The 14,160-nt window shown below is 67.5% G+C and carries 16 protein-coding genes; 12 read left to right on the top strand and 4 right to left on the bottom strand.

Annotated features, from left to right (window positions below):
- Window positions 1–101: 101 nt before the first annotated feature.
- From ACODRW_RS12750 to ACODRW_RS12770, 5 genes are all read left to right on the top strand, one after another.
- Window positions 102–1,295 carry a serine hydrolase domain-containing protein gene (locus ACODRW_RS12750; protein ID WP_488905883.1) on the top strand — a complete coding sequence of 398 codons (1,194 nt, stop codon included), beginning with the start codon at window positions 102–104 and terminating at the stop codon, window positions 1,293–1,295.
- Between the two features lie 95 nt (window positions 1,296–1,390).
- Window positions 1,391–1,936 (top strand): GNAT family N-acetyltransferase, encoded by a 546-nt coding sequence (locus ACODRW_RS12755; protein ID WP_488905884.1) that lies wholly within the window; start codon window positions 1,391–1,393, stop codon window positions 1,934–1,936.
- Window positions 1,929–2,354 (top strand): DUF2000 domain-containing protein, encoded by a 426-nt coding sequence (locus tag ACODRW_RS12760; protein WP_107799763.1) that lies wholly within the window; start codon window positions 1,929–1,931, stop codon window positions 2,352–2,354. The genes ACODRW_RS12755 and ACODRW_RS12760 overlap by 8 nt, the downstream gene beginning before the upstream one ends.
- Window positions 2,355–2,365: 11 nt before the next feature.
- Entirely contained in the window at window positions 2,366–3,082 is a 717-nt protein-coding gene (locus ACODRW_RS12765) for a helix-turn-helix transcriptional regulator (RefSeq protein ID WP_107799762.1), read from the top strand.
- Window positions 3,079–3,858 carry a PhzF family phenazine biosynthesis protein gene (locus ACODRW_RS12770; protein ID WP_488905885.1) on the top strand — a complete coding sequence of 260 codons (780 nt, stop codon included), beginning with the start codon at window positions 3,079–3,081 and terminating at the stop codon, window positions 3,856–3,858. Before ACODRW_RS12765 ends, ACODRW_RS12770 begins: the two co-directional genes overlap by 4 nt.
- 181 nt (window positions 3,859–4,039) lie before the next feature.
- Here the strand turns inward: ACODRW_RS12770 and ACODRW_RS12775 are convergent, their stop codons facing one another.
- Window positions 4,040–4,519 (bottom strand): protease inhibitor I42 family protein, encoded by a 480-nt coding sequence (locus ACODRW_RS12775; protein ID WP_488905886.1) that lies wholly within the window; start codon window positions 4,517–4,519, stop codon window positions 4,040–4,042.
- Between the two features lie 178 nt (window positions 4,520–4,697).
- Window positions 4,698–5,612, bottom strand: a complete 915-nt coding sequence (locus ACODRW_RS12780; protein WP_488905887.1) for a LysR family transcriptional regulator — start codon at window positions 5,610–5,612, stop codon at window positions 4,698–4,700.
- 296 nt (window positions 5,613–5,908) lie between these two features.
- On the opposite strand from ACODRW_RS12780, the gene ACODRW_RS12785 reads away from it, so the two are divergent.
- The 3 genes from ACODRW_RS12785 (at window position 5,909) to ACODRW_RS12795 (ending at window position 8,840) form a co-directional block, all read left to right on the top strand.
- Window positions 5,909–7,321 carry an MFS transporter gene (locus ACODRW_RS12785; protein ID WP_488905888.1) on the top strand — a complete coding sequence of 471 codons (1,413 nt, stop codon included), beginning with the start codon at window positions 5,909–5,911 and terminating at the stop codon, window positions 7,319–7,321.
- 79 nt (window positions 7,322–7,400) lie between these two features.
- Window positions 7,401–7,772, top strand: coding sequence for a VOC family protein (locus ACODRW_RS12790; protein WP_107799757.1), 372 nt, complete (start codon window positions 7,401–7,403; stop codon window positions 7,770–7,772).
- 81 nt (window positions 7,773–7,853) lie between these two features.
- Window positions 7,854–8,840, top strand: a complete 987-nt coding sequence (locus ACODRW_RS12795) for a DUF1176 domain-containing protein (protein WP_488905889.1) — start codon at window positions 7,854–7,856, stop codon at window positions 8,838–8,840.
- A 74-nt stretch (window positions 8,841–8,914) separates the two neighbouring features.
- On the opposite strand, the gene ACODRW_RS12800 is transcribed toward ACODRW_RS12795, so the two are convergent.
- Window positions 8,915–9,274, bottom strand: coding sequence for a VOC family protein (locus ACODRW_RS12800; RefSeq protein WP_107799755.1), 360 nt, complete (start codon window positions 9,272–9,274; stop codon window positions 8,915–8,917).
- 68 nt (window positions 9,275–9,342) lie between these two features.
- On the bottom strand, window positions 9,343–9,927 hold the full coding sequence (locus ACODRW_RS12805) for a HutD/Ves family protein (protein ID WP_488905890.1): 585 nt from the start codon (window positions 9,925–9,927) through the stop codon (window positions 9,343–9,345).
- A gap of 370 nt (window positions 9,928–10,297) precedes the next feature.
- On the opposite strand from ACODRW_RS12805, the gene ACODRW_RS12810 reads away from it, so the two are divergent.
- From ACODRW_RS12810 to ACODRW_RS12825, 4 genes are all read left to right on the top strand, one after another.
- Window positions 10,298–12,013, top strand: coding sequence for an ABC-F family ATP-binding cassette domain-containing protein (locus ACODRW_RS12810; protein WP_488905891.1), 1,716 nt, complete (start codon window positions 10,298–10,300; stop codon window positions 12,011–12,013).
- A 153-nt stretch (window positions 12,014–12,166) separates the two neighbouring features.
- Window positions 12,167–12,469 (top strand): hypothetical protein, encoded by a 303-nt coding sequence (locus ACODRW_RS12815; RefSeq protein WP_107799752.1) that lies wholly within the window; start codon window positions 12,167–12,169, stop codon window positions 12,467–12,469.
- Complete coding sequence (locus ACODRW_RS12820) at window positions 12,462–13,367, top strand: sensor histidine kinase (protein WP_107799751.1); 906 nt, start codon at window positions 12,462–12,464, stop codon at window positions 13,365–13,367. Before ACODRW_RS12815 ends, ACODRW_RS12820 begins: the two co-directional genes overlap by 8 nt.
- Before the next feature lie 29 nt (window positions 13,368–13,396).
- A complete protein-coding gene (locus ACODRW_RS12825; RefSeq protein WP_227104034.1) occupies window positions 13,397–14,149 on the top strand; it encodes a LytR/AlgR family response regulator transcription factor in 753 nt (250 codons plus the stop codon).
- Window positions 14,150–14,160 lie beyond the last annotated feature (11 nt).

Consider the following 14,160-nt stretch of genomic DNA (forward strand, 5'->3'; position numbering starts at 1 on the left):
CATTCCGGACAATTTCTCACGATAGCGCGGAGCGCCGCCCGCTTTTTCCCGGCGCGGCCGTCGCTTATCGTGGTGGCTGTTTTGAAGCCAAAGGAAGCGATATGTCGAATGTGGAATGCGGCGTGAGGCCCAGCCGTCTGGAAGCGGGCCTGGACGCGCGGGTGGACGCGGTGCTGGAACAGGCGCTGAGCGAGCGGCGGCTGGTGGGGGCGGTGGTGTTGGTGGCCAAGGACGGCGCGCCGGCCTACCGCCGCGCGGCCGGCTGGGCGGACCGGGAGGCCGGCTTGCCGATGCGGGAGGACGCGCTGTTCCGGCTCGCCTCCGTCAGCAAGCCCATTGTTTCCACGGCGGCGATGGCGCTGGCGGCGCGGCGGCGGCTGGACCTGGACGAGGACATCGCCCGCTGGCTGCCGGAATTCCGGGCGCGGCTGGCGGACGGCGCGCCGGCGCGGATCACGCCGCGGCAGCTGCTCAGCCATACCGCCGGCCTGGGCTATCGTTTTTTCGAGGAGGACGGCGACGGACCCTACGCCCGCGCCGGAGTGTCCGACGGCATGGACGCCGACGGCCTCACCCTGACGGAGAATCTGCGCCGCATCGCCAGCGTGCCGCTGCTGTATACGCCGGGCCAGTCCTGGGGCTATTCGCTGGCCACCGACGTGCTGGGCGCGCTGGTGGAGCGGGTGGCGGACCAGCCGCTGCCGCAGGCGGTGCGCCGCTGGGTCACAGAGCCCTTGGGCATGGACGACACCGATTTTCACGCGCTGGAGCCGGGCCGCCTGGCCGCGATCTACGTCAACGGCGAGGCCGAACCGTGGCGGATGGAGCAGCCGGCGATCGTGGCGCCGTTCGAAGGCACGGTGGGCATACGCTTTGCGCCGCAGCGGGCGCTGGACGCCGGCGCCTATCCGTCCGGCGGCGCCGGCATGGTGGGCAGCGCCGACGATTTCCTGCGCCTGCTGGAGGCGTTGCGCCAGGGCGGCGCGCCCTTGCTGCCGCCGGAGTGGGTGGAGGAGATGGCGCGCAATCACACCGGAGCGCAGGAACTGCCGGAAATGCCCGGCTTCGGTTTCGGCCTGGGCTTCTCGGTGCTGCGCGATCCGGCCGCCGCCGCCTCGCCGGAATCGCCCGGCACCTGGCGCTGGGGCGGCGCTTACGGCCACTCCTGGTTTGTGGACCGCGCGCGCGGCCTGAGCGTGGTGGCCTTCACCAATACCTTGTACGAAGGCATGTCCGGGCGCTTCGTCGCCGATCTGCGCGACGCGGTCTACGGCGTGGCGCCCCTCTTGCAATAATTCAACCAAAAATGTAAATTTCAACAAATTGTTGAATTATGGCGGCCCAAGCCCGGCAAGATTCGAGCTTGGGCCGCTGGCGTGAAGGGGAAACGATGTTGCAATTGGAACGGCTGACGCTGCGCGAATTTCGCGCCGAGGATTTGCCCAATGTGTTTTACGGGCTGTCGCACCCGGAAGTGATCAAGCATTACGGCATCCATTACGCCAGCGAGGAGGACTGCCGCGCGCAGATGCGCTGGTTCGACGACATCCGCGCCGACGGCAGCGGCCTGTGGCTGGCGCTGGAAACGCGGGAGGATGGGCGCTTCCTGGGCGCGGTGGGCATCAGCTCCTGGTCGGAACAGCACCATTGCGCCGAACTGGGCTATTGGCTGCTGCCGGAACACTGGGGCCGCGGCTATATGCGGGAAGCCCTGCGCGGTTTCCTGAGGCTGGCTTATCGCCGCTTCCCGCTCAACCGCGTCTACGCGCAAGTGGAAGTGGACAATCTGGGCTCCGGTAAACTGTTGCGGAGCGTCGGCTTTACCCTGGAGGGCGTCAGCCGCGAGTGCGAATGGAAGGACGGCCGCTATCTGTCGCTGGCCAATTACGCCTTGTTGCGCGCGGAGCATGAGGCGGAGGACGGCGGCGATGAGTGAGGCGGAACGCAAATACGTGGCGGTGATCCACAAGCGGCTGGAGCCGGGCCGGGCGATGAATGTGCTGGGCCATCTGGCGCTGGCCCTGGCCTGCCGGCTGCGGCGCGCGGACGCGGCGGCAAACCACGTGGACTATGTGGATGCCGACGGCGGCGTGCACCCGGCGATCTCGGCCGATCCCTTCATCGTGCTGCGCGCGGACAACTCCGCCAAGCTGGAGCGGCTGCGCCAGGCCGCCGCCGAGGCCGGCGTGGTCTGCGTCGACTTCACCGACACCATGGGCGAGGGCGGCAGCGCCGAACAACTGCGCCGCACCGCGGCCACCCCGGCCGCCGCGCTGGAATACTGGGGCGTGGCCTTGTGCGGCGACGAGGCGGCGTTGGGCGCGCTGACGCGCAAATTCAGTCTTTACCGTTGACGGGCGGCCGCATGGAAGACCCGAAACCGGCGGCCGATCCGGCCCAGGCGGAAAAACAGGCGGTGCTGCGCGCCTTGAGCGCCGCGGTCAAATTGGTGGGGGCCATGGTGGACGCGCACACCGAGGTGGTGCTGCATGATCTGAGCCGGCCGGAGCGCTCCGTCGTCGCCATCGAGAACGGCCATGTGTCCGGCCGCCGTCTAGGGGACGCCATCCTGGGCGGCCCGGCCGGCGACCGCGGTTTCGCCGCCATCGAACAGGCGATGCGTCAGGGCGGCGCGGAACCGGCGCTGGTGTCCGGCTACCACACCCTGAGCCGCGACGGCCGGCGGCTGCTGTCCGCCAGCGCCGTCTTCAAGACCGCCGCCGGCGAACCCTTCGCCGCGCTGTGCCTGAACAGCGACCGCAGCCAGCTGGAAGCGGCGCTGGCCTGCCTGCAGGCGCTGGTGGGCCGCGCGCCGCCGCCGCCTCCGGCCGCGCCGGAGCCGCCGGCCATGGACGAGGCGATGCAGGACATCATCGCCCAGGCGCTGGAGCGCGGCGGCAAGCCACTGGCGCGGATGAAAAAGGCGGACAAGAAACAGGCGGTGGCGCAGATGCTGGAGCAGGGCCTGTTCATCGTCAAAGGCGGGGTGGAGCGCGCGGCGGAGGCGCTGGGCGTCAGCCGTTACACCGTCTACAACTATCTGGACGAAATCCGCGGCGATGCGCGGGAGGACAAGGCATGAAGATTCCCATCTACCAGGTGGACGCGTTCTGCGACGCGGTGTTCCACGGCAATCCGGCGGCGGTGTGTCCCTTGCCGGCCTGGCTGCCGGACGCCGCGCTGCAAGCCATCGCCATGGAAAACAATCTGTCCGAGACCGCCTTCCTGGTGGTGGACGGCGAGCGGATGGCGCTGCGCTGGTTCACGCCCACCACCGAGGTGGATTTGTGCGGTCACGCCACGCTGGCCAGCGCCTGGGTCTTGTTCCATGAGCTGGGCTGGCGCGGCGAACGCATCGTCTTCCAGACCCGCAGCGGTGAATTGACGGCGCGGCGCGACGGCGAGCGCATCGAGCTGCGCTTCCCCGCGGTGACGCCGCGCCCCTGCGCCGAGCCGCCCGGCCTGCTGGCGGCGCTGGGCCTGGATGCCGGCCAGGTGCTGGCCGCCGACGACTACATCGTGGTGCTGGACGACGCGGCGCGGCTGGCGGCGCTGCGGCCGGACTTCCAGCGGCTGCGCGGCTTGCCCAAGCGCGGGGTGGCGGTGACCGCGCGCGGCGCGGACTGCGATTTCGTCAGCCGCTGGTTCGGCCCCGGCGTGGGCGTGGACGAAGATCCGGTCACCGGCTCGGCCCACTGCTGGCTGGCGCCGTACTGGGCCGGCGTGCTGGGCAAGACCTGCTTGCAGGCGCGCCAGGGCGGCGCGCGCCGCGGCAGCCTGGAGTGCCGGGTGGAAGGCGCGGAAGTGGCTTTGCTGGGGCAGGCGCGGCTGTATCTGAGGGGCGAGATTTACGTTTAGAGCCGGTTCAATGTCTGCAGCGCTTCGTGAAGCATTGCAGGTGAGTACAAGCTCAAAATGCTTATATACCACGCGTACATTCCGCTTTTTCGCTCGTTTTCGCCTTGTCTCGCCTTAGCTCCCGAGATCGTCAACAGGTTCTGAGAGAATAGTGCCGATATGATCGTTCGGAACTATTCCGTTATTTAACAGTAACTTTTACCGTTATGACTTTTTTAGCATCCTTGCTCCACTGTTGGCCATACTCAAATCTTACTGTCCCGGTTCCTTTTTCTAATGCTTTAAATATATAGCTTGTAAATCCGCCACATCCAACTGGCGGCACGCCCTCATTGTTGACGCCGCCGCATTTGTCAGATGGTTTATGGCTGGAACTCAGAAACATCAATTCCGCAGGAAGTGTCCTTAAGCCCCAAGAGGCTCCTGTTGAGGGATTGTCAGGAAAGGTAATCGAAAAATTACGATCCAAGCTGACTTCAATATGGCCATTCCCTTCTTTAGGCAGGTCGTGATGTTGTTCTGGCGCTGAATAATCGCCAATATTTAAATCATAATAGCCGAATGAATCTGATTTCATTTGAGCCCCTTTCTCAGAAGAAAAGCAAGTTGCCGGAATTAAGCAAAAAGATGTGACCATCAGTGTCTTATAAAAACTATGCATACTTTATCTCGCTGAATATGAGTGATCAGAAGTTGATTGGCTGCCTAATGGATTGGCAAGCGAGTCAGCGTTGAAGCGAGTCATGGAGTCGCCAGCTTACTGAAGCGCTTTAGAACCTGTTTACGATCTGCTGCGCGTCGGCGATACGCAGGTAAACAGGTTTTTAGAGCGGCGCGCTTCAAACGGCGGCCTCCGCCGCCAATTGTTCATCGCACACCGCCTTGACGCAGGCGCGCAGCCATTGCTGCGCCGGGTCCGCGTCCAGGCGCGGATGCCAGATCATGGAAATGGTGATCTCCGCAACCGCCAGCGGCAGCGCGAAGCTGTGCAGGCCGGCGCGCAGATGGCCGGTATGGCGCTCGGGCACGGTGGCGATCAAATCGCTGGCGCGCGCCAGCGCCAGCGCGGCGGCGAAGCCGCCCACGGTGACCGCGACGTCGCGGCGCTGCCCCTGCGCGTTCAGCGCCTCGTCCACCGGCCCGACCAGCCCGCCGCGGCGGGCCACCAACACATGGCGGCCGGCGGCGTAGCGGGCGATGTCGATGGCGTCGGCCGCCAGCGGATGGCCGGCGCGCACCACGCCGACGAAGCGGTCGCGGAACAACATGCGCACCCGCAACTCCGGCCCGGCTTCGTGGCCCACCACGCCGGTGTCCAGATCCACCGCGCCGTCGCGCAGCGGCGCGTTGTCCTTGTCGCGCTTGGGCAGGAAATGCAGACGCACGCCCGGCGCCTCGCCTTGCAGCCGCGCCAGCAGCCGCGGGCCGAAGTTTTCGACGAAACCGTCGCTGCAGCGCAGGGTGAAGCTGCGTTGCAAGCGGTCCAGCCGCAGCGTTCCGGCCGGGCGCAGCGCGCTTTCCGCGTCCAGCACCAGCGCGTGCACCCGTTCGCGCAGTTCCAGCGCGCGCGGCGTCGGCGTCAGGCCGCGGCCGGCGCGCACCAGCAGCGGGTCGCCGGTGACCTCGCGCAAGCGCGCCAGCGCGCGGCTCATCGCCGAGGGGCTGAGCTGCAGGCGGCGCGCGGCGCGGGCCACGCTGCCTTCGTTCAGCAGCGCGTCCAGGGTGATCAGCAGATTGAGATCGGGTATGGGCATGGCTTCGCCTTAAAGAGCCTATTCAATGTCTCGCGAGCAAGGGCAAGACGAAAACGGCTGAGAAAGCGGAATGTACACGTGGTAGATGAGCATTTCGAAGCCGTTTTCAACGCTCTTGTCTACAATCCCGCCGCAGATGGTACACAGACTCATTAGTACAGCGATACCTGGCGTCAAACGCAACTATTTAGTGTAAACCATGCGTCTTCCGCCTGCTGTGGCGGCGGCGTAGCCTGTATCGGGTCCGTGTCGACGGCCCCGGCGTTCGGGGCCGGATGCGGGCGGGAGCCGCCCTCATGTCTGTTTCTCCACCCTCTTCGTCTTCTTCCGCCGCCGCGCTGGCCGGCCTGGCGCTGTCTATCCTGCTGGCCTCGCTGGGCGCCAGCGTGGCCAACGTCGGTCTGCCGGCCTTGGCCGCGGCCTTTCGGATCAGCTTCCAGCAAGCGCAATGGGTGGTGCTGGCCTATCTGCTGCTGATCACGCTGGCCAGCGTCAACGCCGGCCGGCTGGGCGATCAGTTCGGCCGCCGGCGCGCCTTGCTGGCCGGCATCGCCTTGTTCGTCGCGGCCTCGGCCGGCTGCGGCGCGGCCGACGCCTTCTGGGCGCTGATCGCCGGACGCGCCTTGCAGGGCGTAGGCGCGGCCTTGATGCTGGCCCTGGGCATGGCTTTTGTCGCGGACATCGCCCCGCAGGGCGAAGTGGGGCGGGCGATGGGATTGTTGGGCGCCATGTCCGCCGTCGGCACCGCGCTGGGCCCGTCGCTGGGCGGCGCGCTGATCGCGGGCTTCGGCTGGCGCGCGATGTTCTGGCCGATGTTGCCGCTGGGCGCGCTGGCTTTCGGCCTGGTCTGGCGCAGCGTGCCGGCGCCAAGCGGCCCCGCCGCCGAGCGCGTCGGTTTCGACCTCGCCGGCAGCGGCTGGCTGGCGCTGACCCTGGCCGCCTACGCGCTGGGCTTGACCCTGAAGCCCGGTCACGCCCAGGGGGGCTTCGGCGCGCTCAACGCCGTCTTGTTGCTGGCGGCCGTCGTCGGCGGCCGCGCCTTCTTGCGGGCCGAGTCCAAGGCCGCCTCGCCCTTGCTGAACCTGGCTCTGCTAAGAGACCCGGCGCTGGCCGCCGGTCTGCTCGGCAACGCCCTGGTGTCCACGGTGATGATGGCCACCCTGGTGGTGGGGCCGTTCTATCTGGCGCGGGGGCTGGGCCTGGACGCCGCCGGCGTCGGCCTGGCGATGTCGCTGGGGCCGCTGGTGGCGGCCTTGAGCGGCGTGCCGGCCGGGCGGATGGTGGACCGCTATGGCTCGGACATCGCGGCGCGCTCCGGCCTGGCGGGCATAGGCGCGGGCGCGCTGGCGCTGGCCTTGCTGCCGGCCAGCCTGGGCCTGGCCGGCTATTTGCTGCCGCTGACCCTGATCACCGCCGCCTACGCCTTGTTCCAGGCCGCCAACAACACTCAGGCGCTGACCGGCGCCGCGGCGCGGCAGCGCGGCCTAGTGTCCGGCCTGCTCAGTCTGTCGCGCAATCTGGGTTTGATCACCGGCGCGTCCTTGATGGGCGCGGTGTTCGCCGCGGCCAGCGGAGCCGCGGACATCGCCGCCGCCGCGCCGCAGCAAGTGGCCGCCGGCGCGCGCGCCGCTTTTGGGCTGGCGGCGGCGCTGATGCTGCTGGCGCTGTTGGCGTCGGCGCATGGGCGCAGAAAAGCCGCGCTCTGCTGACGCCATGCTGTCAGCAGGGGGCAGGCAGACTGCTTCTTTTCCACGGCGCAAGCCGCATTTCAGTGAAAAGGAGCAAGCCATGACCTTGACCCCCCAAGCCAATCTGCAATTGCTGTATGTGACGGATATCCAGCGCTCCGCCGCGCTGTACCGCCGTTTGTTCGCCGCCGATCCGGTATTCGTCAGCCCGCGTTACGTCGCCTTCAGCGCCGGCGGCGAGGCGCTGTTCGCCCTGTGGAGCGGCGGGGACGCGCCGCATGCCGACGTCCCGAGATTCGTCGAAGCCGGTATCATGCTGGCATCCGGCGAGGCGGTGGACCAGCTCTATCAGGCCTGGCGGAACGATCCCGATCTGCGCATCGCGCAGCCGCCGAGCACCGAGGTCTTCGGCCGCACCTTTCTGATGCTGGACCCGGACGGGCATCGGCTGCGGGTGTGCCAGCGGGACTGAGCGTTTGCGTCATGCCTGCTGCGCTTTGGCGGTCTGGCCTCGCCGCTGCGCGGCCGGCATGGAATACAACGAAGGGTAATCATGCGAATACACATCATGGCCGCCTTGGCGGCGCTGAGTCTGCCCGCCGCGGCATGGGCCAAGACGGAGTCGTACAAGGACTGGGCGGTGGCCTGCGACAACACCCGCCATTGCGAAGCCAACGGCACCCAGGCCGCGGACGGCGATAATCCGGTCAGCCTCTTGCTCAAGCGCGACGGCGGCCCCAATGCGCCGCTGACCGGGGAGTTGATCGCGGCGGACGCCGACGACGGCAAGGCGGGGCCGCTGACGCTGCGGCTGGGCGATTTCAAACTGAGCGGCTTGAAAACGGAGCAGAGCTTGAGCGCCGGGCAGATGGCGCAGCTGCTGCCGCGCATGCTCAACGCGGACGCGATCAGCCTAGGCGACGGCAAGCTGCAATGGACGCTGTCGCTGGCCGGCCTCAAGGCCGCCTTGCTGAAGATGGACGAGGTCCAGGGCCGTCTGGGCACGCCCGGCGCGCTGGTAAAAAAGGGCGCGAAGCCGGAAGCCTCGGTGCCGCCGGCCTTGCCGACGCCTTTGCTGAAACCGGCGGCGGCGGCGGCCCGGCCCGGCGACGCCGCGCTGGCGGCGCCCATTCTCAAAGCGGTGCGCGAGCGCGGCTGCTGGGAGGATATGCCGGATGCGGAGAACCCGACGATAGACGTCCACCGCTTGAGCGCCGACAAGGTGCTGGTGCTGCGCGAATGCGGCCGCGGCGCTTATCAGGGCGGCTTCAGCGTGTGGATAGCCAACGATAAGCCGCCGTATCGGCCGGCGCTGGCCAAGCTGGCCGACGGCGACGCCGCCTATTTGATGAACGCCGAATTCAATCAGGGCGTGCTCAGCAGCTACGCCAAGGGGCGGGGCATAGGCGATTGCAACGTCAGCAGCGCCTGGGCCTGGACCGGCGGCCGCTTCGAACTGATGCACGCCGCCGAGGCGCCGCAGTGCCGCGGCATTCCCGGCGGCGTGTCGCTGCGCAGCTGGGTGACGCGGCAGAAATAAGCGGGCTCGGTCCGCCCGCGCTCCGTGGCGGGGGCGGACCGAGATCCCGTCGTTGGCGTGGCGCCGGTCTTTGCTTATGTCGACGCGGACGCGGCGGCTTCGGGCTGATGCAAGCCAAAGCTCAGGCCGCCGGGCGCATGGCACTGAGCGAATTTGCCGAAGCCCGGCTCCTCCGCGATGCCGCCGTCGATTTGGCCGCCCAAGGCCCGCACGCGCTCCACGGCGGCCGTGAGGTCCGGCACCTGGAAGAAGAGATCGATCCGGGGCGCGGCATCCCCCCCGTGCAGGCCGGCTTTAATCGATCCGGCCTGAAACCAGCCGCCGCCGTCCGTGCCCATCGGATGGAAGCTCCAGCCGAACAGTTCGGCGAAGAAGGCGCCGACAGGGGCCGCGTCTCCGGCGCCGATCTCGATATAGGAAACAGGTGATGCCATGGGAATCTCCTTTTGTGGTGAAAAAGCCTTTTGGCCTATTTCAACGGCCTAAACGATTATAGGCCGGATCAGGCCGGATCGACGGCTTCCAGTTCCACTCGCCACAACGACAGCGGTCGCGCGGCTTGCAGCCGCAGCGTTTCGCCGCGCCGGGCGACGGCGGCGTCCCAGGCCGCCAGCGGCTGCGGCCGGCCGTCATGCCACAGCCGCGCGCCGTCCTCCAGCGCCAGCAGCAGGGTCAGCTCGGCGTCGGCGCGTAATTCCAGCGCGCCGTCCAGCGTCAGCCTGTCCAGGCGCGAGCGGTAGCGGCCGCGCCGCGTCATCACGTTGAAATCGGTCAGCGGGCCGTCCAGCAGCCGGCTTTGCGCCGGGGTTTCGCCGGCGAAGGCCAGCGGCTCGCCGCCCGGCGTCAGCCGCAGACGGCCGCGGCCGTCCAATTCCAACTCCAGCCCCGCGCCTTGCAGGATCAGCAACTGCCGGTCCACGCCGTCGAAGCGCGAGAACGGCCCGTCGCTGGCCACGCTGGCCAGGCTGACGCGGTAGTCGAAATCGTCCAGGCCGGCCCCGGCCGGGGAGATCAGCAATTGCCGGGTGCTGCCGCCGCCGTTTTTCCACGGGCTGGGCGGGCAGTCTTGCAGGCGGATGAGCGTCATGGCGGGCCTTTGAGTGATTGCGGGGAGGGAAGGGCGCTCCAGTCTAGCAGGAGCGCGCCGCCGGCGTCGCCGGACGCGGGCAGGACTGGAATAGGCGGCCGCGCTTGGTTTACACTTCGGGTTTCCATCACCTTGAATAAAAAAGAAAGGAGGTAAATATGCTTCAATTTGCGCGCCCAGAAATGTCGGTTCGCTTGTTTAGCGCATTTGCCGGCTCTTGCCCGAGTTCCATCGCGCTGCGATAACCGGGTCGGAGCAAAGCCACTCTTCACTTCGAGTTTCACTCGCCGAGTCTTTCCCGACTCCCATGTTGTCGCCAGCGCTCCTGTTGACAGGGACTGTCACGTCCCGAAAAAACGAGAGCAAGAGCATGACAACCCTGATTTCCGCGCAATCCCTGCAACTGGACGCCGGCCACGGCCCGCTGTTCCAGGACCTTTCCTTTACCGTAAAACTGGGCGACCGCATCGGCCTGTTGGGCCATAACGGCTGCGGCAAGAGCAGCTTGCTGGACGTGCTGGCCGGCCAGCGCGAAGCCAATGCCGGCGCGGTGCAATACGCCGGCCTGTGCCGGCTGCAATACGTAGAGCAGCACCTGCCGGCGAGGCTGGCGGGCTTAAGCGCGCGCTCGGCGCTGCTGGAGGCGGTGGACCGTCAGCCGGAGCAGCGCTGGCAGGTGGACAGCCTGCTGGACGAGCTGGAATTGTCGGCCGCGGCCGACACCCCGGCGGCCAGTCTCAGCGGCGGCCAGCACACCCGGCTGCTGCTGGGGCGCGCGGTGCTGCGCCAGCCCAATCTGCTGCTGCTGGACGAGCCCAGCAACCATCTGGACCTGCCGTCGCTGCTGTGGCTGGAAGACTTTCTGCGCCGCTGGCAGGGCGGCTTCATCCTGGTGTCTCACGACGCGCGGCTATTGGACGCGGTGACTTCGCACAGCTGGATTCTGCGGGACCAGCGCCTGTACCGCTTCGAGCTGCCGTGCAGCCAGGCGCGGGTTGCGCTGGCGGAGGCGGACGACGCGGCGCGCGCGCGCCGCGCCGGCGAGCAGAAGGAGATAGACCGCCTGAACGCCAGCAGCAAGCGGCTGGCGATCTGGGGCCGCGAGCACGACAACGAAAAGCTGGTGCGCAAGGCCAAGTCCATGCAGAAGCGGGTGGACCGGCTGAAGGAGGAGCAAGCCTTCGTCAGCCGCGGCAGTCCGTGGCGCTTGCGGCTGCAAGGCCAAGCGCTGGCGGCGGACCGCTTGCAGGCTTTCGAGGGCTTGCAGGTGAGCGCCGCGCCCGGCTTGCCGGCCTTGTTCGAGGCCGACGAGCTGAGCCTGCGCAGCGGCGACAAAGTGGCCTTGCTGGGCGCCAACGGCGCGGGCAAGTCCTCCTTGTTGCGCCAGTGCTGGCAGGACTGGCTGCAAGGCGAGGCCGGCGCGGGCTGGCGGCCGCACCCGGCGGCGCGCGTCGCGTATTACGATCAGTCGCTGCGCCGGCTGGACGACGCGGCCGCGCTGTCGGACGCGCTGTACCCCTTCGCGCCGCTGAGCGAGGCGGAGCGGCGGCAGGCGCTGATTTCCGCCGGTTTCGCCTATGCGCGCCACGGACAGACCGTGGCCACTCTCAGCGGCGGAGAGCGCGCGCGGCTGCTGTTCCTGGCGCTGTCGCTGGCCAGCTACCATCTGCTGTGGCTGGACGAGCCGACCAACCACCTGGATCTGGACGGCAAGCGGGAACTGGCGGAGGCGCTGGCGGACTTTGCCGGCGGCTTCCTGCTGGTGTCGCACGACCGCGAGTTGATCGAGCAATCGTGCAACCGCTTCTGGGTGGTCAGCGAGGGCCGGCTGCGGGAGTGGCCGGACGCCGCCGGCGCCTACGCCCAGCTGTTCACCCCGCAGGCCGTCGCGGCCGTGGCCGATCAGCCGACGGCGTCCGGCGACGCGTCCGTTCCCAAGGGCGCGGAGCGGCAGCTGGAGCGCCTGTATCAACTGGAGGCCTTGCTGAGCGCGGATCTGGCGCGCAAGCCCAAGCATCAGAAGCCGCAATTGCAGCGTGAATGGCGGCGGGAGATGGGGGCGCTGGAACGGGAGCTGGGCTTGTAACGCGAAGGGCGGCGTTAAAAACGCCGCCCGTTCGTCGCGTGTTTCGCCGCTTCATCCATCGCCTTGCGCGTTTCGTCGCAAGCCGCTGTCGGCCGCGTTTGGCGCTGGCTACAGTGAGCAGCGTCAACCACAACGCATTGCAAGGAGCTGAACATGGATCGGGAAAAACACGCGGAAGCCCTGGACGGACTGAACGGCGTCAAGCACAAAATCGCCATTTACTGGCGGCTTTATGTAGACTGGCTGGCCGGCCTCGGCTGGGGGCGGCTGGCCTTGGTCTCGCTGCTGGCCTTGATTTTGAGCGGCGTGCTGGCCTTGAGCGGCGCCGTGGTTTTTTTGATACTGATGTCCTTCCTGGTCAAGGCCTGCGTCGCGCCGAAGCCGTCGAGGCCGGCGGCGCTGACGCAGGGGACCGAGGAAGAAATGAAGCAAGACCGGGGGGCGTATCATGGATAGGCAAAAACATGCGGAGGCGCTGGCGGGCATTGAACTCGTCAGCCACAAGGCTTCCATCTACTGGTGGCTGTTTTTCGACTGGCTGGCCGCCGTCGGCTGGGGCCGGCTGCTGCTGATCTGTTTTCTGGGCCTGATCCTGGGCGGCATCATCGGGATTCCGGCGCTGGCCTTCTTCCTGGGCGTGACCGTCTGCATCGTCAAGATCGTGGCCAGAGGCAAGCGCCGGGCGGAGCAGCGCGCCGACGCGGCGGTGGTGCGCAGCCGGCAGGCGGAGGAGCTGGCCGAGGTGGAGGCGCTGCAACGCCAGCTGGCGGAAGCGCGGATGGGAGCGCTGCAGGCGCAGATCGAGCCGCACTTCCTGTTCAACACCCTGTCCTCGGTGTGCCAGTTGATGGAAACCGCGCCGGAACGCGCCTTGCTGATGCAAAAGGCGCTGATCCGCTATCTGCGCTCCTCGCTGCCGGAGTGGCGGGAGTCCCCGGCGGAAACCAGCCTGGGCCAGCAGCTGGAATTGTCGCGCGCCTATCTGGACATCATGCAGCTGCGGATGGAAGACCGGCTGCGGGTGCGGCTGGAGGTGCCGGAGTCGCTGCTGGACGCGCGCTTTCCGGTGATGATGCTGCAAACCCTGGTGGAGAACGCGATCAAACACGGTCTGGAGCCCAAGGCCGAAGGCGGCGAGATTCTCATCGACGCCAAGGTGCTGGCCGGCGAGCTTAGGGTGGCGGTCAGCGACAGCGGCGTCGGCTTCCCGGAGCAGCCGGGGCAGGGCCTGGGCCTGAGCAATATCCGCGAGCGTCTGGCCATGTTGCACGGCGAGCGCGCGCAGCTGTTGCTGGAGGTGTTGCCGACAGGCGGCACCCGCGCCACCATAGGCCTGCCGTTCGCCTTGGTGTGAGCGGCCCGCTTGTAAAGAGGACAGCGTTAATGAGCAAATTGAGCGCGGTGATCGCCGACGACGAGCGCCTGATGCGCGAGCAACTGCGCATGGCCCTGCAACGGGTGTGGCCGGAGTTGAGGATAGTGGCCGAGGCCCGCGACGGCGCGGAGGCGGTGGAGTTGGTCCGCGAGCATAGGCCGGACCTGGCTTTTCTGGACATCACCATGCCGGTGCAGAACGGCATCGCCGCGGCGATGGAGATAGACGGCCTGTGCCCGGTGGTGTTCGTCACCGCTTACGACCAATACGCGATCAAGGCCTTTGAAGAAGGCGCGGTGGATTATCTGCTCAAGCCGGTGGAGGACGAGCGGCTGTTGCGCACGCGCCAGCGCTGGGAGCAGCGGCAGCTGGCGCTGCCGACGCACTGGCAGGCCTCCTTGCAGCAGCTGAGCCGTCAACTGGCGCGGCCGGACTATCTGCGCTGGATCAAGGCCTCGGTGGGCAATAGCCTGCGCATGATCAGCACCGGCGAAGTGCTGTTTTTCCAATCCGACGAAAAGTACACCCGGGTGCAGACCGTCGGCTGCGAAGCCTTGATCCGCATGCCGATCAAGGAACTGTTGCAGGCGCTGGACCCGGACGAATTCTGGCAGATCCACCGCTCCACCCTGGTGCGGGTGGACGCCATCGAACAGATCAAGCGCGACGACGGCCAGCGCGGCCTCATGCTGCAATTGCGCGGCTATCCGGAACCGCTGGAAGTCAGCCGCAGCTACGCTCATCTCTTTCAGCGCATGTAAGCCGGGAGGCT

It is taken from the genome of Chromobacterium sp. FG89 (assembly GCF_057808735.1).

Excerpts from the sequence above, each read along its gene's own strand:
- ACODRW_RS12750 (WP_488905883.1), top strand. The coding sequence starts at position 102 with ATGTCGAATGTGGAATGCGGCGTGAGGCCCAGCCGTCTGGAAGCGGGC.
- ACODRW_RS12755 (WP_488905884.1), top strand. The coding sequence starts at position 1,391 with ATGTTGCAATTGGAACGGCTGACGCTGCGCGAATTTCGCGCCGAGGAT.
- ACODRW_RS12760 (WP_107799763.1), top strand. The coding sequence starts at position 1,929 with ATGAGTGAGGCGGAACGCAAATACGTGGCGGTGATCCACAAGCGGCTG.
- ACODRW_RS12765 (WP_107799762.1), top strand. The coding sequence starts at position 2,366 with ATGGAAGACCCGAAACCGGCGGCCGATCCGGCCCAGGCGGAAAAACAG.
- ACODRW_RS12770 (WP_488905885.1), top strand. The coding sequence starts at position 3,079 with ATGAAGATTCCCATCTACCAGGTGGACGCGTTCTGCGACGCGGTGTTC.
- ACODRW_RS12775 (WP_488905886.1), bottom strand. The coding sequence starts at position 4,519 with ATGCATAGTTTTTATAAGACACTGATGGTCACATCTTTTTGCTTAATT.
- ACODRW_RS12780 (WP_488905887.1), bottom strand. The coding sequence starts at position 5,612 with ATGCCCATACCCGATCTCAATCTGCTGATCACCCTGGACGCGCTGCTG.
- ACODRW_RS12785 (WP_488905888.1), top strand. The coding sequence starts at position 5,909 with ATGTCTGTTTCTCCACCCTCTTCGTCTTCTTCCGCCGCCGCGCTGGCC.
- ACODRW_RS12790 (WP_107799757.1), top strand. The coding sequence starts at position 7,401 with ATGACCTTGACCCCCCAAGCCAATCTGCAATTGCTGTATGTGACGGAT.
- ACODRW_RS12795 (WP_488905889.1), top strand. The coding sequence starts at position 7,854 with ATGCGAATACACATCATGGCCGCCTTGGCGGCGCTGAGTCTGCCCGCC.
- ACODRW_RS12800 (WP_107799755.1), bottom strand. The coding sequence starts at position 9,274 with ATGGCATCACCTGTTTCCTATATCGAGATCGGCGCCGGAGACGCGGCC.
- ACODRW_RS12805 (WP_488905890.1), bottom strand. The coding sequence starts at position 9,927 with ATGACGCTCATCCGCCTGCAAGACTGCCCGCCCAGCCCGTGGAAAAAC.
- ACODRW_RS12810 (WP_488905891.1), top strand. The coding sequence starts at position 10,298 with ATGACAACCCTGATTTCCGCGCAATCCCTGCAACTGGACGCCGGCCAC.
- ACODRW_RS12815 (WP_107799752.1), top strand. The coding sequence starts at position 12,167 with ATGGATCGGGAAAAACACGCGGAAGCCCTGGACGGACTGAACGGCGTC.
- ACODRW_RS12820 (WP_107799751.1), top strand. The coding sequence starts at position 12,462 with ATGGATAGGCAAAAACATGCGGAGGCGCTGGCGGGCATTGAACTCGTC.
- ACODRW_RS12825 (WP_227104034.1), top strand. The coding sequence starts at position 13,397 with ATGAGCAAATTGAGCGCGGTGATCGCCGACGACGAGCGCCTGATGCGC.